The 23,211-nt window shown below is 63.1% G+C and carries 18 protein-coding genes; 13 read left to right on the plus strand and 5 right to left on the minus strand.

Translation table 11 applies throughout. The features are described from left to right. Positions 1–269 precede the first annotated feature (269 nt). The gene (locus WS49_RS30560) at positions 270–2,426 is read left to right on the plus strand and encodes an ATP-binding protein (protein ID WP_059536268.1); all 2,157 of its coding nucleotides are present in this window, start codon (positions 270–272) and stop codon (positions 2,424–2,426) included. Between the two features lie 2 nt (positions 2,427–2,428). Here WS49_RS30560 and WS49_RS30565 read toward each other — a convergent pair whose 3' ends face one another. Then, positions 2,429–4,852 (minus strand): ATP-binding protein, encoded by a 2,424-nt coding sequence (locus WS49_RS30565; protein WP_059536273.1) that lies wholly within the window; start codon positions 4,850–4,852, stop codon positions 2,429–2,431. A 350-nt stretch (positions 4,853–5,202) separates the two neighbouring features. Between WS49_RS30565 and WS49_RS30570 the strand changes: the two genes are divergently transcribed. After that, a complete protein-coding gene (locus WS49_RS30570; protein ID WP_306453744.1) occupies positions 5,203–5,880 on the plus strand; it encodes a response regulator transcription factor in 678 nt (225 codons plus the stop codon). A gap of 394 nt (positions 5,881–6,274) precedes the next feature. After that, on the plus strand, positions 6,275–6,568 hold the full coding sequence (locus WS49_RS30575; RefSeq protein WP_059536282.1) for an H-NS histone family protein: 294 nt from the start codon (positions 6,275–6,277) through the stop codon (positions 6,566–6,568). A 520-nt stretch (positions 6,569–7,088) separates the two neighbouring features. On the opposite strand, the gene WS49_RS30580 is transcribed toward WS49_RS30575, so the two are convergent. Both WS49_RS30580 and WS49_RS30585 read right to left on the minus strand, forming a co-directional pair. After that, positions 7,089–7,403, minus strand: coding sequence for a hypothetical protein (locus WS49_RS30580; RefSeq protein ID WP_059536285.1), 315 nt, complete (start codon positions 7,401–7,403; stop codon positions 7,089–7,091). Between the two features lie 55 nt (positions 7,404–7,458). Next, positions 7,459–7,878 (minus strand): DUF1810 domain-containing protein, encoded by a 420-nt coding sequence (locus WS49_RS30585; protein WP_059536288.1) that lies wholly within the window; start codon positions 7,876–7,878, stop codon positions 7,459–7,461. 324 nt (positions 7,879–8,202) lie between these two features. Here WS49_RS30585 and WS49_RS30590 point away from each other — a divergent pair, with 324 nt between their 5' ends. After that, positions 8,203–10,962, plus strand: coding sequence for a UPF0182 family membrane protein (locus tag WS49_RS30590; protein ID WP_059537342.1), 2,760 nt, complete (start codon positions 8,203–8,205; stop codon positions 10,960–10,962). Positions 10,963–10,974: 12 nt separating this feature from the next. On the opposite strand, the gene WS49_RS30595 is transcribed toward WS49_RS30590, so the two are convergent. Continuing rightward, a complete protein-coding gene (locus tag WS49_RS30595) occupies positions 10,975–12,345 on the minus strand; it encodes an MFS transporter (RefSeq protein ID WP_059536292.1) in 1,371 nt (456 codons plus the stop codon). Between the two features lie 546 nt (positions 12,346–12,891). Here WS49_RS30595 and WS49_RS30600 point away from each other — a divergent pair. From WS49_RS30600 to WS49_RS30610, 4 genes are all read left to right on the plus strand, one after another. Beyond that, positions 12,892–13,569: a response regulator transcription factor gene (locus WS49_RS30600; RefSeq protein WP_059536295.1), complete on the plus strand. Its 678-nt coding sequence runs from the start codon at positions 12,892–12,894 to the stop codon at positions 13,567–13,569. A 190-nt stretch (positions 13,570–13,759) separates the two neighbouring features. Continuing rightward, a complete protein-coding gene (locus WS49_RS35795; RefSeq protein WP_107938233.1) occupies positions 13,760–13,897 on the plus strand; it encodes a fimbria/pilus outer membrane usher protein in 138 nt (45 codons plus the stop codon). Between the two features lie 73 nt (positions 13,898–13,970). Continuing rightward, complete coding sequence (locus tag WS49_RS30605; RefSeq protein ID WP_059536302.1) at positions 13,971–14,633, plus strand: response regulator; 663 nt, start codon at positions 13,971–13,973, stop codon at positions 14,631–14,633. Between the two features lie 83 nt (positions 14,634–14,716). Then, positions 14,717–17,659 carry a sensor histidine kinase gene (locus WS49_RS30610; RefSeq protein ID WP_082725612.1) on the plus strand — a complete coding sequence of 981 codons (2,943 nt, stop codon included), beginning with the start codon at positions 14,717–14,719 and terminating at the stop codon, positions 17,657–17,659. Between the two features lie 212 nt (positions 17,660–17,871). On the opposite strand, the gene WS49_RS30615 is transcribed toward WS49_RS30610, so the two are convergent. Further along, the gene (locus WS49_RS30615) at positions 17,872–18,276 is read right to left on the minus strand and encodes a hypothetical protein (RefSeq protein ID WP_059536309.1); all 405 of its coding nucleotides are present in this window, start codon (positions 18,274–18,276) and stop codon (positions 17,872–17,874) included. Positions 18,277–18,399: 123 nt separating this feature from the next. On the opposite strand from WS49_RS30615, the gene WS49_RS30620 reads away from it, so the two are divergent. From WS49_RS30620 to WS49_RS30640, 5 genes are all read left to right on the plus strand, one after another. Beyond that, complete coding sequence (locus tag WS49_RS30620; protein ID WP_059536313.1) at positions 18,400–19,203, plus strand: transporter substrate-binding domain-containing protein; 804 nt, start codon at positions 18,400–18,402, stop codon at positions 19,201–19,203. 4 nt (positions 19,204–19,207) lie between these two features. After that, entirely contained in the window at positions 19,208–19,942 is a 735-nt protein-coding gene (locus WS49_RS30625) for an ABC transporter permease (protein ID WP_059536318.1), read from the plus strand. Further along, a complete protein-coding gene (locus tag WS49_RS30630) occupies positions 19,939–20,706 on the plus strand; it encodes an ABC transporter permease subunit (RefSeq protein ID WP_059536322.1) in 768 nt (255 codons plus the stop codon). The genes WS49_RS30625 and WS49_RS30630 overlap by 4 nt, the downstream gene beginning before the upstream one ends. 26 nt (positions 20,707–20,732) lie before the next feature. Beyond that, positions 20,733–22,115: an LLM class flavin-dependent oxidoreductase gene (locus tag WS49_RS30635; RefSeq protein WP_059536327.1), complete on the plus strand. Its 1,383-nt coding sequence runs from the start codon at positions 20,733–20,735 to the stop codon at positions 22,113–22,115. Between the two features lie 150 nt (positions 22,116–22,265). Beyond that, positions 22,266–23,192, plus strand: coding sequence for a TauD/TfdA dioxygenase family protein (locus WS49_RS30640; RefSeq protein WP_059536331.1), 927 nt, complete (start codon positions 22,266–22,268; stop codon positions 23,190–23,192). The last annotated feature ends 19 nt before the right edge of the window (positions 23,193–23,211 follow it).

Below are 23,211 nucleotides of genomic sequence, written 5' to 3' on the forward strand. Positions count from 1 at the left end.
ACCGCTGACAAGTTCGTGCGCGACACACCTCTCATGCCTTCTTTATGCAGGTGTTGCATTCTCAGGGCCTTCCATACGTAACACCTGAGACCGGCAGCAGCGTGGTGACCCGACGGATATCCTGCGGGATTCCGACGGCGACACTTGAACGAGAGGCGAATTGTCGGGCTTTGTGTGATGCATCGAGTGAGTCAAGGTTATGTTCGCGACGCGGCGGCGCCTCGCGATTCATTCCGTCAGCGTCGTCACATTTCTAAGCTGCATCCATCATGAAAAATATACACGCTTCGCGCTGGACCCAATGGTGTTCGCTCTGTCGTGCATTGCTTCTGGCCGTCTGCGTGGTCTCGCTGCCGGGCGCGGTTGCGTCGACGCTTTGGCAGAAACCGGTCTTCACCGATGAAGAGCTGCGATGGATCGACGCACACCCGGTCGTTCATATAGCCGTCGAGGCGAACTGGAGTCCAATCGAATATCTCCACAACGGACAGCATGCTGGTCTTGTCGCCGGTTACCTGAGCGCGATTTCGAAAATGACCGGGCTCACGTTCGACACGGTACCCGGGACGGAATGGGGTCGTGCATACGACGCGCTCGCTACCGGCAAGGTGGATTTGCTGCCAGGCGTCTGGCGAGAGTTGGTATCCGACCGTGTCGGCAGCGGCGCGCTCGTCAGTTCGCCTTATCTGGTCGGTCGGCTGACTGCCGTGACACGTGACAATTCCGCGATGGTTTTCAGTCTGAAGCGGCTCGAAGGCCGACGCGTCGCGATCAAGGGGCGCGGCGCGGTTGAATACTTCACCCGTCATAGCGGTGTCGCGCTCGACGTACTGACGTTCGACACCGAGGAACTCGCACTTGCCGCGGTGGCCAACGGCGAAGCCGATGCCGCGCTTGGCATCGACGTCACGATCCTGCCGCTCGTTCGCCGGCAATTTCCGGGGCAGCTTTACATGTCCGGCATGCTGGCAGATCGCTCCGTGTCGCTGGCCATGCTCACGCGCGCCGATCTGCCGATTCTGGCGTCGATCATCGACAAGTCGCTCGCGGCGATTCCGGCGAGCGAAGCCGCTGCGATCACGCGGGACTGGGTTGAACTCGGCGACTACGGCAAGCCGACACTACGCTCAATCCTGCATTATCGCGCGCCGCAGGTGGTCGCGATTGCCGCGACGTTGCTGATATTCGCGGTGTTCGCCTATCTCTCCTGGAAATCCCGCGCGGCGGCGATTCGCAGCAAGCGGGACAAGGCGATGTTTCTCGCGTTCGTGAGCCACGAAATCCGAACGCCGATGCAGACTGTTCTGTCGTCGCTGGATTTTCTGCGGCGCTCGCGGTTGCCGCCACGACAGGCCGATCGCGTGGATGCGGCCGTGTCCGCGTCGGAAACGCTCTTGACGCTGCTGGACGACATCCTGGAATACTCCCGCCTCGAGTCGAGCAAGGTGACGTTCGACGCGCAGGTAGTCGAACTCGAGTCGTGGGCCCGGGAAACTGTCGATATGGTGCGCTGGCGTGCCGAACCCAAGGGAATCGCGATGGCGTTGGACATTGAGATCCCGCCGGCGCTGCATGTCGAGATTGATCCGGTCCGCGTGCGCCAGATCGTGCTGAACCTACTGGTCAACGCAATTCACTTTACGGACGGCGGCAGCGTGACGTTGCGTGTTCGAATTGCCACGACCCGCCGAGGGCGAAGCAGCACGCTGCTACTGGATGTTCGCGACACCGGGGTCGGCATTGCTGCCGATCAATTCAAGCATCTGTTCGATGGGTATTGGCAAAATGATCGCGCCGCACGTTCCGACGGCGCCGGCAGCGGGCTCGGCCTCGCGATCTGCCGTGAACTCGTCGAGTTAATGGGTGGAACGATCACGGTCAGCAGTACACCGCGTGTCGAGACCGTCTTCTCGGTCAAGCTGCCGGTCGCAGTCACGGATCGCACGTCGTCGGTCCGGCTAACCGCCTGGACGCCTGTGCGCGCACCAGCATCCGCCGCCCAATCATGCCGGGAAGTGCCGTACATCCTGATCGTCGATGATCACGAAGCCGTCCGGGCCTCGCTGCAGGATCAATGTGAAGCGCTTGGCTGCGTCGGCATCATCGCTGACACGGGGGAGACCGCGTTGCAGCAACTCGCGCGCACGCATGTCGACATGGTGCTGCTGGATTGCAATCTCCCGGACGTAGATGGCTACGCGCTCGCACGCGCGATCCGTCAACGCGAGTCTGCAGGAAAGGGGCGACACGTTCCGATCATCGCCATATCGGCAATCACCGGCGACGCGCACAAGGTGCGCTGCTTCGAGAGCGGCATGGATGGTGTGCTCGGCAAGCCGCTGCGGCTCGAAGCATTGCGGCAGATGATCGCGATGTGGTGTCCTGCGTATGCGGGTATTGCACTGGATCAGGCGGCAGCCTCATAGGCTTATGCGCGCGTGCTGCAGGGCTTCGATTCGCCTGAATCCGGTGTCGCCGTTTCGGCGCGATGCTGGCGCAACAAATCATCATGAAGCGGGCCGACATTGCTCGGAATCCCGTCGGATACCGCTTCCAGCATCCGCTCGAGCTCGGCTGCCAGGTTACTCGTCCCGGCATGCCCGGCAATCGCGGCCGCCCCTTTGATTCTGTGCGCCATATAGCGCGCCTTCTCAGCATCGCCGGCCGAGAGCGCGGTGCTCAGAGATGCCAGATCCGCGTCGATACTTCGACGGTAGATCTCGGAGAATTCCCGACCTGCTATGGGTGTTGGTTCGACAGACGGCTGATGCCTGTCAAGCTTGCTTGCCGGGCACCAAAGATCGATCATCTGCCGCAACGCTTCGAGCCGAAGCGGCTTGCCGAGCACACCATCCATGCCGCTGTCGAAGCAGCGCTCACGATGTGCATCTTCCGTCGACGCCGAAATCGCGATAATCGGTGTGCGCGCCTGCCCGCGTTGCTGCTCGCTGGCGCGCATGCGCTGTGCGACCGTATAGCCGTCGAAGTCCGGCAGGTCGCAATCGAGCAGCACCATGTCGTACTGAGCGCGCTCGAACCGATCGAGCGCTTGCGCGCCGTTGCCGGCGATGGCCGAACGGCACGCGAGCGCATCAAGTTGATGCTGGATCGCATGTTGAACGGCTTCGTGATCGTCGACCACCAGAATCATCGGACCTTCGTCGACTCGCTGGGAAGCCCGGGTAGCGGTCGTGTCGACTTCGGGTGACGGGGCCTCCGGCGCGGCCGCATCCCGGCCGGCTACCCAGGGGGTACGTTGCGCAGGCAGGATCACGGTAAAGATCGTGCCCTTGTCGGGGCTGCTGCTGACGGTAATCACGCCGTTCATGAGCCCAACCAGTTCGCGGCAGATCGACAGACCCAGGCCGCTGCCGTTCACGCGACGGCTGCCCGGCTCCTCGACGCGCTGATAGGGCTCGAAGATGCGGCTCTGACGCGCGGGCGGGATGCCGATCCCGGTATCGCGGACCTCGATCACAAGTGAACCGGCAGTGTTCGGCTTGCCTTCCAGGTAGTCGACACGCAGCCAGATCGACCCCTCCGACGTAAACTTGATTGCATTGACGAGCAGGTTCAGCACGATCTGCCGCGTGCGGACCTGATCGATCAGCAAGGTCAAATCGGCAGGACAGGCGAGTTCAATCGCAAGGTTCAGTCCTTTCTCGTCGACCCTCCAGCGCACCATGTCGGCGCTGCGCCGCAACCACGCGTCAATTTGCGTTGGTTCGGGCGTGAGTGTGACGTTGTGCGATTCGAGTCGCGAGTATTCGAGCACGTCATCGAGCAGCGTCAGCAGCGATTCCGAGGCGGCAACGGCTGCATCCGCTCGGCCCGCCTGTTTCGGCGTGAGCTGCGACTGCTGCAGCAGCTCGAGCGACGAAAGGATCGTGTGCATCGGCGTGCGGATCTCGTGGCTGATGAACGCGAGGAACATTGCCTTTTCGCGCTCGCTGCGAACCGCGGTGGTGCGTGCGCGCCACGAAAGGAACGCGATGGCCGCCAGCGCGAACACGGTGGCGCCGGCCGCAACGACCTGCCAGCGTCGGTAGTAAAGGATTGAGCGCAGCGTCGGTTCGCCGTAGTCGGTCAATTCCATCCATTGGCGCACAATCTCCTCGCCCGTGCGAGCGGGAATCGCGGCCAACGACTTATCGAGAATGGATGCGAGCACGGGCATGTCGCTGCGGGTTGCCAGGGCCAGCGCATATGGCCGCTCCGGCAGGCCGCCCGCCAGGAACAGCTGACCCAGGAACTGCCGGCGTAGCAACGGCAGGATTGACTTGTCCGGGCCGACAGCCACATCTGCTGTGCCGTCGAGGACGGCCGCGAGCGCGTCCTGTTCGTCGTCATAGGTCAGCAGCGTCACGGGCAGGCCGCTCTGGCGAATCGCATACTCCAGCCCGCCGTTGCCCTTGATCGCGATCCGTTTGCCGGCCAGGTTGCGGGAATCGACGAACAGGTTCAGGTGTTCCGGCGCGACCACGACCATCGTGCCGACGAAGTACGGTCGGCCGACAATGATGCCGTCGCGATACATCGACACATCCGCGCTTTTCGATACGTCGGGCACCACATCGATCTTTCCGGAGATCAAGGCGTCGTGCGAGTCCGCCCATGACAGGCCGTCGACATACTCGAAGCGCAATCCGCTCACGCGCGAAATCGCATCGAGGTACGACGGCACGATGCCGACTACCTTCCCGTGGTCGCGAAATTCGAATGGGCGCCAGTGTGGATCGATTGTGGTGCGCACCACCGGATGCGCGGCAATCCACGCCTTCTCTTCAGTTGTGAACTGCGGCGAATTGCTTGCCCATCCGAACGTGGGCGTCAGCCAGACGAGTGCGCTCATTAATACGGCACATCGTTTCAAACTCAGCTTGCTCACGTTGTTCAACCAGATTGTTGGCCGGTTTGCCATGGACGGTCCTCAGACGAGTATCGGGCGCTGAGATGGCCGCAGGTAAAAACCGTAAAACGAGACCGACATCATAGGTCGCGCGTTGCGGAAACGCAATGCGGCACTGCGGCCACATCACCTTCAGATTTGGTCACCAGGGTTAAAAATTGCCCCAAAAGCCGGTAAGCTAGTCGAAATAATCATGGATGGCATCCCGCGACAATAACGGGGCTAGCCGTTTCGCGCCGTATACAACAACGATAGGTGTAACTATGAGGCCTGGGCACCAGCCGATCCGCGTCGTGATTCTGGACGACCATGCCATCGTCCAACTCGGGATTGCAAGTTACCTGACCGAGAAGAACTCCATCGAGCTGGTAGCGAGCTTCGCGAAGTCGCGCGACCTGATTCGCTGGCTCGAATCGAACCGCGCCGATGTGGTGCTGCTCGACTACACGCTCGGTCCCGACGAGATCGATGGCCTCGATCTCGTCAAGCTCATCAATACGCGCTTCCCCGATTGTCGGATGCTGATGATGTCGAGCAGCGATTCGTCAGCGACCGTCAACATGACGATGCGCGCAGGTGCGCTCGGTTTCTTCGGCAAGAGCGAGGATCTCGGCGAACTCGCCCGCGCGATCCGCCTCGTGGCAAGTGGTCAATCATTCATAAGCGCCGAACTCTCGCACCGGATCACGTGGGGCACGACGACAGATTCACGTGGGGCCGAACCGAGGACCGCTAGCGGCGACGATTCACCGTCGTCCGATTCTGGGCCGGCGGCGGATTTTCTGCTCAGCCCGCGCGAGCATGAAGTGTTGCGGTGCTTTCTTGCCGGTATGTCCGTGTCCGAGATCGCGTCGAAATTCTTCCGAAGTCCCAAGACGATCAGCGCGCAAAAGCAATCCGCATATCGTAAACTCGGTATCCGCAACGATGCCGAATTGTTCGCTGTCCGCAACTTGATCGAGAAGAACTGAATCAACTCCGGTCACATTTCACGCATCGCCATCGCGATCCGCTCCATTGCAGCTATCGCAGCTTCCGGCGCGGGATTGCCAGCGGCCGGTCAGCTTGCGATCGGTCGAAAATCGGACATCTGAACTTGGCGAGAACCGGACATTTGTATTTGTGTGAATTTAAATCGGTAATCCGAAGCGTGAACTCTACGTGCGGAGTACCATTCGCTGAGCGTCAGCAGCGTTTGCGAGATTCACGAATATGACCACGACGATAGTGTCATGCGGCGTCGAGCCATTTGGTTCTTGCTAAACCATGAATATAATGTGTCTGTCGAGGTCGACGGGTCTTCGCTCAAGCCCAAGGCCATTTCAACCACCGGTCAATCTTCTAAATCGGAGTCCCTGCACATACATGGCTACCTATCTCGAGTTGAAAGCCCAAGCCGAAGCGCTGGCACAGAAAGCCGAAGAAGTTCGACTTGCTGAACTGGACAGCATCATCACGACGATCCGTGAACAGATCGCCGAGTATGGCATCACGCCGGAGCAGCTTTTCGGGCGGCGCCGTGCGGTTGCGACGAACATGAGTGCGCCGGTTGCGCCGAAGTATCGCGACCCGAAGACTGGCGCAACATGGAGCGGTCGTGGCCGGGCCCCTCAATGGATTGCGGGAGCAAAGAACCGCGACCGGTTCTTGATCAAATAGTGAGTCGAGTTGCCGGTTGAGCACAAAACCGCTAACGCTTGCCGATGGGAAATACTGGGCGACGTGTCGCGAGCGGACGGTCTTCGCTGCCACGGCAAACGGATACGGCGACGTATTTCCCGGTGCAGACGTGATCGTCAAGGATGGTTGGGCTTCCTTCACCCGTGACGGCGTCGAAGTGTGGAACTGCAGCGCGCGATACGCCGCAGCTCACTTCGACGTTCGGCCCGCTTAGGAAAATCCGCGGATGAGCGAACTTGTTCAGATTGCGCCCGGCGTTGTGTTCTCATCCGATGTGCTTGGCGCGGATTGGGTGCGAAGGTATCGACCGGACGACGGGCGTTCTCAGTCCACGGACAGGCCGAGCATGACGCCACGAGAGGGCGATCAAGCAGTTCGCACCAGCACGCCGGCCCAGTTATCGTTGTTGTAGAACACCGTGGATGACGGACACCTTGCCAGTCGGACCCGGCTTCAGAACAGGCGCAACGCCCCCGTCCGTTTCCGGTCCGACTACCGTTTACGCGTCGTTCAACCAGGGCATTTCTACCGGCGACACGACCAGTTGCCGGAAGTCTCGCTTCAAATCGAAGATGAACCCGACCAGGATCATGGAGTCGGCGTAGGGAATCGGAAAAACCTGCGGATTTTCCGGCGTCCGCAGGGGGCGCTCGGGCGTGTCCGCTGTCGCCGCGGCGTTTTCGCGAACGCTTTCCAGTTCGTCAGCCATGGCCAGGCCACCGACTTTCAGTACACGGCTGCGCAGGTCGCTGTAGGGTTCGATGCGCGGAGCGTCTTCGTGGTATTCGGGCACTTCATAAACGAACCAGGACATTGTCGTCTCCCATGAGAAGGGGCGCTATTCTAGCGCGGCGCGAGGCCGACATCGCCTAGATTCGTGCAAGCGTGTCGTGATCGGCCTCGCCGCCGAAATATTTCTCGAGCGCCTCCACGAACACCGCGTTGTCGGGAGTCGCATGCGCGAACAACGTGACCGACGACCGGAATTTCAGGTAATCGGGATACCCGAAGATCGTCTGGATCGACTTGCCTTCGACCTGATTGACCAGTCGTGTGCATTCCCGCAGCCTTTCGCCGAGCAGCGGATGCTGAAGATACGCGACGGCTTCGGCCAGTGTCGAGATCGCGTATCGTTGCGCCATCGCGCTGTCGCCAAGCCCTTCGATCTGCGGAAACACGAACCACATCCAGTGACTTCGCTTGTGTCCGTGCCTGAGCTCGTCGCAGACCTGCGCATACACCGAATCCTGTGCGTCGACAAAGCGCTGAAGATCATGGGGATCGTCCATTTCGCCCTCCGTCCGTTCCGGCGCGGAAAGCCGCCGAAATAGCTATTGTGAGCGCGACCCGGATGGCGTGCAAACGCCACCTTGACCGTGCGCTCCGTGGGCTGCGCATCGCGTCCCGCGGCGGCGAGATCGAATTTGCTGCAGTGCACTGCACCGCGTTCGATCGTTGCCGGCGACGTCGCGCATGCCGCCGGATGGCGATGCGTCGGCAACGGGCGTAGCATTCAGACATGCGGCCGGCCGCGATTCTCGCTGACGGATCGGCGGCACACCCCCGTCCGGTCGCGGCCGGCCACGCATGACGGCCCGGCAAAGGAAGCTTCGATGCGCTCGCAAGCAACGTCCGTCCCACGCCTGAGACGCTATGGGATCGCGGCTGCGATCGTCATCGCCTGCCTGATCGTCGTCGGGCGCATCACCGGTCTCCTGGTCGATTGGCTCTGGTTTTCGTCGATCGGCTATGCCGGCGTCTTCTGGACGATCCTGTCCGCAAGAGTGCTGCTGTTCGTCTCCGTGTTCGCCGTGTCGGCGGTCGCGATCGGCGCGTCGGGGTGGCTCGCGCATCGTTATGCCAGGCCCGTCGATGTCTGGCAGGTAGCGGACACTTCGTCGACGCGGGCGGATGATGTCCTGCGAGCGCTGGCAGGGGAGGTCGCGTCGCGCATTCCCTGGCGCGCGGTCATCGCTGCGGGCGCCGTCATTCTCGCGCTTGCGATCGCCGCCGGTGCGATGTCGAGCTGGGATGTTGCGCTTCGTTTTTTGCATCGGGTGCCGTTCGGCGCGCACGATCCGATCTTCGGCAAGGACATCGGTTTCTATCTGTTCGCGCTCCCCGTCTGGATCGTGCTGAAGAACCTGCTGCTGCAAGTGGTCGTCTGCTGCGCGATCGTCGCAGGCTGCGTCTACTGGCTGCGCGGCGACATCATGCTGCGCCCGCCGAAGGGGCTTTCGTCGGCCGCCGCGGTTCACGGGTCGGCGCTGCTGGCACTCTTCTTCCTGGTGAAAGCCTGGTCCTGGTGGCTCGAACGCTTCCTGCTGCTATACGACAACAACGGTGTCGTGGTCGGCGCCGGTTATACGGATGTCCACGTGATGCTGCCGGTGTTGTGGCTGCTCGTCGGCCTGGCCATTGGGGCGGCCGTTGCGATGGTGGTCAACATGCGCCGGCCCGGCTATCAGTTGCCGGCCGCTGCGATGCTGCTCGTGTTCGGCACTTCGTTTGCGCTCGGCATCGTCTATCCCGCGCTGTTCCAGCGTTTCTACGTCAAGCCGAGCGAACTGCAGCTCGAGACGCCCTATATCCGGCACAACATCGCGTTGACGAGGCAGGCTTACGGTCTCGCGCAGATCGAGGTCAAACCGTTCGCGGCCGAGCAAGGCCTGAATCTTGCGTCGCTGCAGGCCAATCGCGCGACCGTCGACAACATCCGCCTGTGGGATGTGCAGCCGCTGATGGATACCTATGCGCAGTTGCAGGAAATCAGGACTTACTACAAGTTCTTTTCCGTGGATATCGATCGCTACCGTCTCGACTCCGGCTACCGGCAGGTCATGCTGTCGGCGCGCGAACTGGAGCATACGATGCTGCCGGAGAACGCCCGAACCTGGGTGAACCTGCATCTTCTGTTCACCCACGGCAACGGCATCGTGATGTCGCCGGTCACGGAGAAATCCACGGAAGGCTTGCCGTCGCTCTATCTGCGCGACATTCCGCCTGTCGCCGATGGCGGACCGGCGATCAACGAACCGCGCATCTACTTCGGTGAAGGCGGGCAGGGCTATGTGATCGTGAAGGGCAGTGTGCCCGAATTCGACTACCCGAAGGGTGATAGCAACGTCTACACGTCCTACAGCGGGCGCGACGGTGTCGCGATCGGCGGAGCGATACGACGGAGCCTGTTCGCATGGCAGTTCGGCGATCCCAATATCCTGCTGACGCACTACATCACGAACGAGAGCAGGATCCTCCTTCACCGCAACATCCGGGACCGGATACGCACGATTGCACCGTTTCTCGCGCTCGACCACGACCCCTATGTCGTGGCGAGCAACGGACGCCTGTTCTGGATGCAGGACGCCTATACGACCAGCCGCTGGTTTCCGTATGCGCCGCCCGGCGTCGGCGATGGCGCCAACTACATTCGCAACGCGGTCAAGGTGGTGGTCGACGCGTACAACGGCACGGTCGACTTCTACGTCAGCGATCCTTCCGATCCGCTGGTGCGGACTTACGCGCGCATCTTCCCCGGCATGTTCAAGCCGTTCGACGCGATGCCGCAGGATCTTCAACGGCACATCCGCTACCCCGAGGATCTGTTCCTGATCCAGGCGAATCTCTACCGCGCTTATCACATGGATGCGCCGGAAGTGTTCTATAACCGCGAGGACCTCTGGCAGTTTCCTCGCGCGCTGGGCGATATCGACGGGGGCGACGCCGCGAACCGGCAGATGGCGCCGTACTACACGATCATGAGGCTGCCTGGCGACGCGCAGGCCGGCTTCGTGCTCATGCTGCCGATGGTGCCGAGCCAGCGCGAGAACATGATCGCGTGGCTCGCCGCGCGTTGCGATCCGCCCGGGTACGGCAAGCTGATCGTCTACGCGTTCCCCAAGGAAAAGCTGATCTACGGGCCATACCAGATCGAGGCGCGCATCCAGCAGAGCACGGAAATCTCGCAGCAGATCTCGCTGTGGAACCAGATGGGTTCACGCGTAATCCGCGGACATCTCGTGGTCGTTCCGATCGAGCACTCGATCCTCTACGTGTCGCCGCTCTATTTGCGCGCGGCGTCGGGCCAATTGCCCGAACTGAAACGGGTGATCGCCGCCTATGGCGATCGCGTCGTGATGGAGGAAAACCTGGGCGAGGCGCTCGCGGCGCTCTTCAAGGAGACGAGGCCGGAACCGGCGGCGGCGCCGGCGGGCAGCGCAGCGGATGTGCGCGCCCGTGACGCGCTCGCCCATTACGATCGTGCGATCGAGCGGCTGAAGGCGGGGGATTGGGCCGGCTTCGGCGCGGAACTCGATGCGCTCCGACCGTTGCTCCAAGCGCTGGGCGCCGTTCGAGCGGACAACAAGCAGTGAGGGTGACGCCCGTCAGGTCAGCGGTGGCGCGTGCCCATGATCCTCCAGATTTCGCGCGTCGTCGTATTCCCGCGAAATATCCTTGTTCGTGTAGTCCCCGAGCTTCGATGCGGCAACCAGGCTCAGCACCGCGCACGCCAGCACATACACCGCGATCGCATACCCCGAATGGTAGTAGGCAAACAGGGCCGTCGCGATCAGCGGTGCCGGGCCGCCTGCAATGACCGAAGCGAGCTGATAACCCATCGACGCACCGCTATACCGCAACCGCCCGGTAAACGACTCGGCAATCAATGCCGCCTGCGGCCCATACATCATCGAATGCGGGACCAGGGACAGCACGATGGCCGCGAAGATCCATATCGGATTCCGGCTATCGACCATCGCGAAGTAGAGAAATCCGAACACGCCGACGGTGGCCGCGCCGATCATGTACATTCGCCGGCGCCCGATCAGATCCGACACGTGTCCGAACAGCGGGATGGTGAAGAATTCGACCACGGACGCCACCAGCACCGCCGTCAGCAGCAACTCGCGCGTGGCGCCCAACGCCGTGATCCCGTAAGTGAACACGAACGCGGTAAAGATATAGAACGGCGCCTGTTCGGCCATTCGCGCAAACGCCGACAGCACGATATCCCTCGGCTGCTTGCGCAGCACTTCGAGCATCGGCGTTTTCTCGATCCGGCGCTCGGCCAGCAGTTTCGCGAAGATCGGCGTCTCGAGGATATTCAGGCGGATGTAGAGCCCGATCGCGACCAGTACGATGCTGAGGAAAAACGGAACGCGCCAGCCCCACGTGAGGAAACTGCTGCCGGAAAGCCAGCTCATGGCCAGCACGGCGAGGTTGGCAAGGAACAGTCCCGCCGGCACGCCGAACTGCGGCCACGACGCGACGAAGCCGCGATGCGCATTGGTGCGCGCCCACTCCATCGACATCAGGACCGAGCCGCCCCATTCACCGCCGACGCCGACGCCCTGGATGAAGCGCAGCACCGTGAGAAAAACGGCGCCCCAGATGCCGATCGTTGCATAGGTCGGAACGAAGGCCACGGCGAACGTGGCGAGCCCCATCAGCAACAGGGTCACGATCAGCGTGGCCTTGCGTCCGATGCGGTCGCCGTAGTGGCCGAAGATCGCTGCGCCGACCGGCCGCGCGACAAAGCCGACGGCATAGATCAGGAATGCCTGCAGCGTGCCGACGAGCGGGTGGGACTGGGGGAAATACAGCTTTGCGAAGACCAGGCCGGTGACCGTGCTGTAGAGGAAAAAGTCATACCATTCGATCGTGGTGCCAATCGTGCTGGCGATGACGGCGCGGCGCAACTGGCGCCGGGCTTCCTCGTCGGAGAGGGGCGTGGCCGCGGATTGCATGGCAGCCATTTTGATATCTCCCGGAAAAGGGCGACTCAGAAATCAACCATACGCCCGGCGATGGGTTCCGGCAAGTGCAAGTCATGAATGGATTACGGCGCGTTCAATCCTTTCAATAAGAAGTCCTGATATAGCGATCGACCAACTCAAGACGCGGACGCGCATGTCGAGGAAAGCGCGGGTTCGTGAGGGAATCGTCGTAGAACGCACCGCTATCATCAATCGGATTCACGGTATCTCTTGAGCGAAGTCAGGGTGGTGCGCATGACACGGACGAAATTCTGGACAGCGACGCCTTCCCGGAAATGGCATCGCTTCGCCTACAAGGTGTGACAGGCAGGATGCGCACGTCGCCGCAAAGTAAAAACATGTCATCCATAGGACTTGTCTGATGTGGCGGGCCTCGGATCAGGCGTTGGTCCCATATCTCGCTTTGTAAGGATTTTATAAGATACCGATCAAGAGATTTCGCATGGCGACCTTGAGCTCGAGATGCCGGTGGGATTCCATATTTTCAATGTGTGACGACAGTTTGAGTTCAGGTCGGAATTTCAAATGAGAAAATTTGGCGTAAAAACCATCTTCGCGAACGATAGGCCGTTGACGCTTGCCGGAATGGAATATGTCGCGAGGAATACCAACGCGATCGATTTGATTGCCATATGCAGGACACCACAGAATTTGATCGAGTCGATGTCTCGCATGCATTGCGATGTCGTGGTCATCGATTTTGCGATGCGTGGCAACGGGCAAATTGAAGGACTCGCTTTGCTCGGATATCTGAGACGCACCTATCCGAAGGTCGGGATCGTCGCACTGGTCACGCATGAGAATCCCGTGATCCTCCGATCGATTCTCGATCGGGATGTAGCGAGCGTCGTCAGCAAGTTCGACGACGTCGGCCATATCGTCACCGCGATCCATTCATGCTTTGGGAGCGGCAGTTATCTGTCGCCGCTGATCAAGCGTTCGCTCGAGCTGGTCGAGTGCAGTAGTAATCAGCGTGTATCGAAGCTGTCTCCGCGCGAAATCGAGGTGATCCGGTGTTACTTGTCAGGAATGACGATTACCCAGATCGCGGAGTACATGAAGAAAGGCAAACAGACAATCAGCGCCCAGAAGACCAACGCGATGAAGAAGTTGGGGGTAAAGAATGACATTGAACTGGTCCGTTGCGCGACGTGTCTCGATTTGATCGACGAGGAGAGTGCGAGTCGGTTCGAAGTTCAGTGATGCCGTCGTCAAGCACGAGGCGCTTGGCGGCTTAATGCGAGGGGACTGTCGGCCGTTGCGGGCTGGCACGCGAGCGCCAGCGGCATGCAGGTCGAATAAGCAGCGGAGGCCGCCAGACGGACTTGTCCCGGTTCGAGAATGGCAACGTCGTTCTGCCGGGACTGTACAGCGTCGATGCGGAAGTGGCGGTGTGAAGCGCTTCAGCGGCACCAGCGCGCGGATCAGCTGCGCGAAATCGATCGCCAAGACGCAGACTGACGTGACGCTTGCCGCGTACCGCTATTCGACGACCGGCAATTCCAGGCCAAGCCAACTTATCGAGATATAATCCGCACGAAATGGGTTTCGAATAAGTACAACATGGCGCTAGTGCGCGCCTCATTCCAGAGCGCGGGTGCATGATGGACGAATTTTCGGTGCGAGTGATTGTCGCGGACGACCATCCGGTGTCGGGGTACGGCATCGCGCAGGGTTTGGGCAGCATGCCTACGATCGAGGTCGTCGCGGTCGTGTCGGACACGGCCGCACTGATCGACCGGCTGGACACGACATCGTGCGACGTCCTCGTTCTCGACTACGTGATGCCGGCCGGGCAATACGGCGACGGCCAGACGCTGGTTTCATTCCTGACTCGGCGCTATCCGCAATTGCGCATCGTGACGGTGACCATGCTCAATTCCCCGGCGGTTTTTCGCGCGCTGCAGCAACTTGGCGTGCACTGCATCGCAAGCAAATCCGATGCAATCTCGCACATGGTCGCCGCCGTGCACGCGGCTTACTCGAACGGCACCTATCTGTCGCCCACGATTGCGTCGCTTCTCGCGCAGGCGGATACCGGCGTCAGCACCGCACTGTCGAAACGGGAGTCGGAAATCGTCCGGCTGTTCCGTGAAGGCTACAAGGTGACCGAAATCGCCGATCGACTGAATCGAAGCAAGAAAACCATCAGCGCGCAAAAGCTGGCCGCAATGCGCAAGCTCGGCATCACACGCGACGCCGATCTGATCAAGTATGAGGGCGAGCTCGAGCCGTCTGAAAACATCGACCTTCGGTCGAACGACTGATCCGTGCCGGCATGTACAGGTTCCGCGGATGGCTGTCCCGCCTGAGTCGTCCTGCGAGCCGCAGGCAATTCGATCCGGACTGGATGCGCGCGTATCAGCGCCGGTTGCTGTACGGCGGTGGCGCGGCGCTCGGCATCTTCATGCTGGTGTGCGCAGCCGCTGTCGCGCGAGGCGAGTTCGGCGACTACCAGGCTGCGTTGCGTACGCACTTCCTCACCGTGAAGTCGCAACTGCTGGTTCGCATGTCGGAAAACGGCGCGCTGCTGAAGCAACAAGTGGCGACGGTACAAGGCGGATGGAATGAGCGAGCGCGTCCGACCCGGCTGACCGAGCAGGCGTTTGTCGATCAGGATGGGTTGATGATGCACGACGCCTACGAATTGGACCGGGCATACGCGCTGAAGGCCATCATCGATTCCGCTCATCCGGCGAGCGTTTATGGGCCGCTGCTCGCTTTGAGCGAACGGGTCTTCGAGAGCGGCCGGTGGGTGAAGAGGGCGCAGCCGCTGTCGAACGCGGTCTACATGATCGGCGCCGACGGCCGTTTCGTCACGCTGTCGCTCTACGTTACGTCCCCCTCGGCGTTGCCGCAGGCGCAGGCCGCACAACTGCCGTCGCTGCTGCCACAGGCGTGGCCGGATGTCGCGGCGATGGTGCGCACCGCGGCGTCCGACCCGGAGCACGTGCCCGATGGCGTGATCTGGCTGCCGCCGCGCGCGGGTGTCATTACGGGGGAGCAGCGCGTGCGCGTTGCATCCTGGGCGTTCGATGGCCGTGACCGACCGATTGTGCTGATCGTTCAGACGATACGTCCCGAGCGCCTTTTGAACGAACTAGACGACGAATCGCGCGGTGGCGCGTTCGCGGTGGTCGATCATGCCGGGAACATCCTGCTGTCGGCGGCACGGCACGCCGATGCGGCGAACGTTGCGCACGCACTGGCCGGCGACCGTGTGAACGACATCGAACAACTGTTTCGCGACGGGCGCTTCGAGATTCGCGATGCGATTCCCGGTACCGATTGGACATTGGTCTACGTCTATTCGATACGAACCGTGATGCGCGGCGTCGCGGCTCGTATGTTGGAGATTGCCGGCGTCGCGCTATTCGGTTTGGCGTTCCTGTGGTGCGGGATCGTGCTGATCAACCGGCGCATTCTCGCGCCGTCCTACCGCAGTGCGTCGCGTCTGAAGGAAAGCGAGCAACTCAACCGCACGCTGATCCGCACGGCGCCGATCGGCCTCGCGCTGATCGGCGAAGCGAACGGCACGATGCTGCTGAGAAACGCAGCGATGGCGCGCTACGAGACCGCCGCGGCAGGCGAACCGCTGTCGCGGCGGATCTGGCGGACGTTCGCACAATCACCCGATCCGCGCGCGTCGGGGCGGCGACGCGCCATCGTCGGCCGAGAGATCGCGCTCGCGGGGGCGGGCGACGGCGCGGACGACACGCATCTGCTCGTCAACATCGCACGCGTCCGGTATCGCGGCGCGCAAGCGCTGCTCGCGACCGTCAACGACATCACCGCGCGCAAGCTGGCCGAGCAGTCGCTCGTCGAGGCCCGGCACGCAGCCGACCAGGCGAATCGCGCGAAGTCGGTGTTTCTTGCCACGATGAGCCACGAAATCCGCACGCCGCTCAATGCGGTGATGGGCAATCTCGAGCTAATGAAGCGCGGGCCGCTCGCCGATACGCAGCGCCGCCGGCTCGAGATCGTCGATTCGTCATCGTCCGCGCTGATGCACATCCTCAACGACGTGCTCGACCTGTCGAAGGTCGAGGCCGGGCAACTGCGGGTCGATGCCGTGCCGTTCGACTGCGCGGCGTTGTTGCGCGACGTCGTGGAATCATTCCGGCCGCTTGCGACGGCGAAGGGGCTGCACCTCGGCTTCGACATCGCGGCAGACATGGCGCGATACCGGGTCGGCGATCCAATCCGGATCCGCCAGGTCGTCGCGAATCTGCTCGGCAATGCAATCAAGTTTACGGAGGCGGGCAGCGTCATGCTCTTCGCGGGCGGGCACGACGACGTCGAGATACGTGTCGTCGATACGGGGATAGGCATTGCGCTGCCGGCGCAATCGACGATCTTCGAGCTGTACCAGCAGGCCGACGATTCGATCCATCGCCAGTACGGCGGCACGGGCCTGGGTCTTGCGCTATGCCGGCGGCTCGTCAATGCGATGGGGGGCGAGATCGTGGTGCGCAGCGCGCCGGGCGAGGGCAGCGCGTTTAGCGTTCGCATCCCGCTGCCGATGGCCGATGACGTGCCGGCCGGCGATCTCTACGACGATGCGGTCGGCGATTCTCCCGATGCGGTCTCGCTCGCGGGAGACGGGGACATGCCGCTGCGCGTGCTCGCCGTCGAGGATCATCCGGCGAGCCGGCTGCTGCTGGCGGACCAGTTCCGTGAGCTCGGCGCCGACGCGACGATCGTCGAAAGCGGCGGACAGGCGCTGGCGGCGCTCGAGCGCGGCCGCTTCGACGTCGTGCTGACCGATCTCGGCCTGCCTGACATGGACGGCTGGACGCTTGCGGCCGCGATTCGTGAGCGCGATGTGCAAGTTCGCGTCGTTGCGATGACGGCACACGCCGGTCCGCGGGAAGAGCAGCGCTGTGCGGCTGTCGCGATTCGTGTACTGCTGCCGAAGCCCGTCTCGTTGCGTGCGCTGGCGCGGGCGCTTCGCGCGCAAGGTCGCGTCGGATTTGTGCACTCGGCGGAGGACCGCCCGGCAATGCCGAAAACCGTGATGGCCGCGATGCGCCAGGTCACGCTGGCTTCGTTCGAATCGATCGAGCGCGCGCTGGCAGGACGCGATACCGATACGGTCGTACGTGAGTTACATGCGCTGAGCGGTGGTTTCCTGGCGGTCGGGCATGGCGTGCTGGCGGAGCTGTGCGGTGGGCTGCAACAAGTCGTGCATGACGAAGGTCTCGGCGTGTTCGTTGAATTGTGGCCTGCGTTGCGCGGCGAACTGACCGACGCGCTCGATGCGCTGAGGAGCCACGACATACCGGCGCCCTGATTTCATCGCGTTTTCGCGGAGCAGGCCTGCCGAAACGCGATACCGCAGATTTCAACTTCTCCCGGATGCGGCATCTGAACTTGGGACCTATATCCATGGCATACCTGGATTCGGATGTCGTAGCGCCGGCTACATACCGATGTCGCACGTTTCATCGGTTTCCCGTCATTCAGCGTTGAAGGAACAGGCCTGAAGCAGCAGGGCGCTTACGCTCACCCGCGGGCCTTCGCGGACCGCCGCTCAGTTCCTGCTTTTGATGCGATCTCCAGAATCGCCGTCTCCATGTCAGCCGCCGTGAATCGGCGCGGTTTCCTGGTGCCGGGTTGCGCTTCGTTCACCCGCACCGGAAGCCCTCGATGCGTTCGCGACGGCGCGATCCCGATCCGCCGGCTGTCGCGCTGCGCTTGAAACGCTTGCGCCACTCGCAGCGCGTGACTCAGGCGCTTGTGGTCCACGATTGCGCCTTGATCGACCTCGGCCTGCCGGCCCCAGAGCTTATCGCAAGCCAATGTCGGCCCGAAATCTGGAGCTGCCGTCGGTGCGGCGCGCAACTGCACAGGCGTGAGCGGTCGAACGATGCACCGTGCTTCACGTTCGACGGTGCGCCGTTCCGCCATATCGCGCGATCAGATATCCATCGAAAAAATAACCATTTGGTACACGCTTCGGCGCGCTTTACAGTTTCGCCTCATGCCGGCTGCGAAGCCGGTCGTTCCGACGTTATTTCAGAATTTCGCCACATGAATCGTTTGATGCGTTCCAGGGTCCGCCGTGCCGCGGCCGCGCTGTTCGTGCTCGGCCTCGTGCCGGCTTCCCATGCGGCTCAGCCGACGTTGCGCGTCGGCATCGACGCCGAGTCGTATCCGCCGTTCTTTTCGAAGGACGCGGCCGGCAAGTGGAAGGGCTGGGAAATCGACGTGCTCGATGCCGCGTGCGGTAAGCTGAACGTGCGGTGCGAACTCACCGACATTGCATGGGACGGCCTGATTCCGGCGTTGCAGAACCGCAAGATCGACGTGATCTGGTCGTCGATGACGATCACCGGCGAACGGCAGAAGGCAATCGATTTCAGTCGCGCGTATTACGAATCGCCGACGGTGTTCGTCGGCGCGAAAAGCGACCGGCGCCGCGTCGACTGCGCGGTGCCTGCGAGCTTCAAGGGTCGCGTGATCGGCGTCGAGGCCGGTACGAACTTCTCGGCGTTCCTCGATTCCCGCTTCAAGCCGGATGCGCAGATCAAGGCGTTCGACAAGTTCGACAACGCGCTCGCGGATCTGGTGTCCGGCCGGGTCGACTACGTGCAGGAAGGCAAGGGGCTGTTTACGGCATTCCTCGCGTCGCGCGACGGCAAGGACTTCGAGGTCAAGGCGACCTGCGCGGACAATCCGGTGCTGGGCCTCGGCATCGGCGCGGGCGTGCGCCAAGGCGATGCGCTGCGCGGCAAGCTGTCGACCGCGATCGCGCAACTGCAGCAGGATGGCACGTGGGATGCGATCACCGCCCGCTATCCGAACCTGAAGGGCACGATCGAGAAGGGCCGCTGACGCGATGGCCGCGGACGATTCGCTGCTCGCGTTGCTCGCATTCGGCGACGGCGGGTACGGCCGCGTGTTCGCGAGCGCGTTCGCGCTGACGTTCGGCGTCGCGGCAGCGTCGTTCTGCACCGGCGTGCTGCTGGGCATCGCCGGCGCGCTCGGCAAGCTGTCGCGCCACGTGCCGCTCGCGTGGCTGGCGCGGCTCTACACGACGCTGGTGCGCGCGCTGCCCGAGCTGTTGTGCCTGCTGCTCGCGTTCTATGCCCTTGCACCTGCCGTCGAAGTCGCGTTGCACCGCGGCGGTCTGGTGCCCGACGGCTTCGCGTTCCCGCCGTTCCTGGTCGCTGCGCTGTCGCTCGGTTTCATCCAGGGAGCGTATCTGACGGACATCTTCCGCGCGGCGCTCGTCAACGTGCCGACCGGCCAGGTCGAAGCCGCGCACGCATACGGGATGACGCCGTGGCAGACGTTCACGCGCATCCGGCTTCCGGCCGCCGCGCGGCTTGCGTTGCCGGGCGTCGGCAACGTGTGGCTGAACGCGACCAAGGATGCCTCGTTCGTCAGCGTGCTCGGCTCGTTCACGGATCTGCTGAAGGCAAGCCAGCTCGCGGCCGGCGCGACGCGGCACTACGTATTCTTCTATCTGGTCACGGCTGCGCTGTTCTTGCTGCTGAGCATCGCGTCGACGGGTATTTTCGCGGCGCTCGAGCGGCACGCGAACCGTGGCACGAGGCCCGCAACCGCATGATGTTCTCGCTGCCGTTCCTGTTCGATACGGTGATGCCGAAGCTGCTCGCCGCAGTGCCGACGACGCTCGCGCTGACGTTTTTGTCGGGTGCGGCCAGCGTGCTGCTGGGCGTACCGCTCGCGCTCGCCGCCGGCGCGCGCCATGCGCCGCTGCGCTGGTCCGCGCGCGGCTGGATCATGTTGATTCGCGGCACGCCGCTGCTCGTTCAGCTTTATTTGCTGTACTACGGATTCGGTCAGATCGTGCCGCGCGAATGGATGCGCGACAGCTGGGCATCGCCGCTGCTGCGCGACGCGTTCTGGTACGCAATCGTCGCGTTGAGCGTGAACGAGAGCGCGTATGTCGCGACGATCCTGCGCGGCGCGATCGCCGGCGTGCCGGCCGGCGAGGTCGAAGCCGGGCACGCATACGGAATGACGCGCATTCAGGTGCTGCGCCGCATCGTCGGCCCGCGCGCGTGGCGGCTCGCGCTGCCCGCGCTCACCGGCGAGGCGATCCTGCTGCTGAAATCGACCGTCCTCGCGTCGACCGTGACGGTGTTCGACGTGATGGGAACGGCCAATACGCTGCGCTTCGAGACGTTGCGCGTGTACGAACCGCTGGCCGGCGCGGCTGTCGTCTATGTCGTGCTGGTCGCGCTGCTCACCATCCCGGCCGCTCGCTTCGAGCAGCGTGTCAATCGCCATCTGACGCGCGCCCCCGACGCTCGCGTGCCTGTACGCCGCCGCCGCGCGTCGCCGGGCGCGTGGGCGGCACCCAACTGATTCCTGCCCTGGTAACGAACCCGACGATGTCCGATCCTCGCCCCTTGCTGTTTTCCCTGTATGAACAAGCCAGCGTCGGCTGCGGCGGCGCGCCGAGCCTGTGGACCCATCCCGCCGACGAACGGCTGCGCGCGAATACGCTCCCGTTCTGGTCGAACCTCGCGCGCACGGCCGAGCAGGCCGATCTCGACATGCTGTTCTTCGCGGACGTGCTCGGCCTGTACGACGTCTATGGCGGATCGGCCGACGCAGCGGTCCAGTGGGCGGTCGAGGCGCCCGCGAACGATCCGATGATGCTGATTCCGGCACTTGTCGCGCAGACCGAGCGGCTCGCGTTCGGCGTGACCGCGAGCACGACCTACGAGCATCCGTTCGCGCTCGCGCGCCGCTTCAGCACGCTCGATCACCTGAGCAACGGCCGGATCGGCTGGAACATCGTGACGTCCTACCTGACGAGCGCGGCGCGCAACTTCGGGCTCGACCGGATGATCGGCCACGACGAACGCTACGCGCGCGCCGAGGAGTTCCTCGACGTCGTGTACAAACTGTGGGAAGGGAGCTGGGCGGACGATGCGGTGGTCGCCGACAAGCACGTGCCGCGCTATGCGCGCGGCGACCGCGTGCGGCCGATCGCGCACGAAGGCACGCACTACCGCGTGCAGGGGCCGCACGTCTGTGCGCCGTCGCCGCAACGCTCGCCCGTGCTGATCCAGGCCGGCTGGTCCGGGCGTGGGCGCGAATTCGCGGCGAAGCACGCGGAGGTGGTGTTCGTCGCGAAGTCGAATCCGCACGAGATTCGTGCGGGCCTCGACGAGATTCGCCGGCTCGCGACGGAGCGCGGCCGCGCGGCGGACGACGTGAAGTCGCTGACCGTGCTGCGGATCGTGACCGCGCGCTCGTCGAGCGACGCGAAGGAGAAATACCACACGCTGCAGCAGCACTACCACCAGCACGCGCAACTCGTCAGCTATGCGGGCGACACCGGCATCGACATCGACCGCTATGCGGACGACGAACCGTTAACGACGCAGACGGAAGGGTTGACGTCCTACGTCGTGCGGCCCGACGGCAGCGGCAAGCCGCTCACCGCTGGGGACGTGCGGCGCAAGTTTGCGAGCGTCACGCGCGGCACCGATCTGATCCTCGTGGGCTCGCCCGACGAGGTCGCCGATCAGCTCGCCGAGCATGCGCGGCAGTCGACGACGAGCGGCTACATGCTCAATCCGCTGGTCAGCCCGGGCACGCTCGACGATTTCGCCGAGCTGATCGTGCCGGAACTGAGAAAACGCGGCCTGTATCGGACGACGTCACCGGCCGGTACCTTCCGTTCGCGGCTGAGCGGCCGCGACCGCCTGCCGGACACTGCGCATGGCGCGTCGTTCCGGCAATCCGTATCCGACGGACGGTGACGAGCCGGGCGATGCCGCCGCCGGCCGGCGCCGTATGCACGAGCAGCGATCTTTATCACCGCAGCAGATAAACGTATCCGAATCGCTTCGTTGACGCAGTCCGGCACGCCCTCGTAGATTCGCGTTTTGACCTTACCAGGGGCCCGTGCCGTGACGACTACCGCCATCCGCGACGCCGCAACGCTTTCCGCCGGGCATCCCGCCTTGCGGCCGGGCGGTGCGGCCCAGCACTTCGACATCGTGCCGTTCGACGCGCCGCTCGGCGCCGAAGTGATCGGCCTCGACCTGTCGCGACCGCTCGACGCCGACGATTTCGCGCGCATCCATCGTGCCCATCTCGATCACCACGTGCTGGTGTTTCGCGACCAGATCATCACGCCGGACGAGCACATCGCGTTCAGCCGTCGCTTCGGCCCGCTGCAGATTCACGTACTGCACCAGTTCGCGCTTGCCGGCCATCCGGAAGTGCTGATCGTGTCGAACATCGTCGAGAACGGCAAACCGGTCGGGCTCGGCGATGCCGGCCATTTCTGGCATTCCGACCTGTCGTACAAGGAAAAACCGAGCCTCGGCTCGCTGCTGCACGCGCAGGAACTGCCGGCGGAAGGCGGCGACACGTTGTTCGCCAACATGCATCTCGCGTGGGACACGCTGCCGGCCCACTTACGCCGTGCGGTCGAAGGGCGGCGCGCCGAGCATACGTATCTCGCGCGCTATGCGGAACTGCAGGCGCGCAGCCCGTGGCGGCCGAACCTGTCGCCCGAGCAGATCGCGCAGGTCGCGGCGGTCGTTCACCCGGTCGTGCGCACGCATCCGGAAACCGGCCGCAAGGCGCTGTTCGTCAGCGAACATTTCACGACGCGGATCGTCGGGCTGCCCGACGACGAAAGCCGCGCACTGCTCGACGAGTTGTTCGCGCACAGCGTGCGCGCCGAGCACCTGTATCGACACGCATGGCGCGACCACGATCTCGTGTTCTGGGACAACCGCTCACTGATGCATCTGGCCGCCGGCACGCCCGACCACCTGCGCCGCAAGCTGTACCGCACGACGATCGAAGGTGACGCGCCTTTCTGAGTTGCACGCACGTCCTTCA

Origin of the sequence: Burkholderia sp. RF7-non_BP4, from assembly GCF_001521935.1 — a bacterium.
GTDB classification, from domain to species: domain Bacteria; phylum Pseudomonadota; class Gammaproteobacteria; order Burkholderiales; family Burkholderiaceae; genus Burkholderia; species Burkholderia diffusa.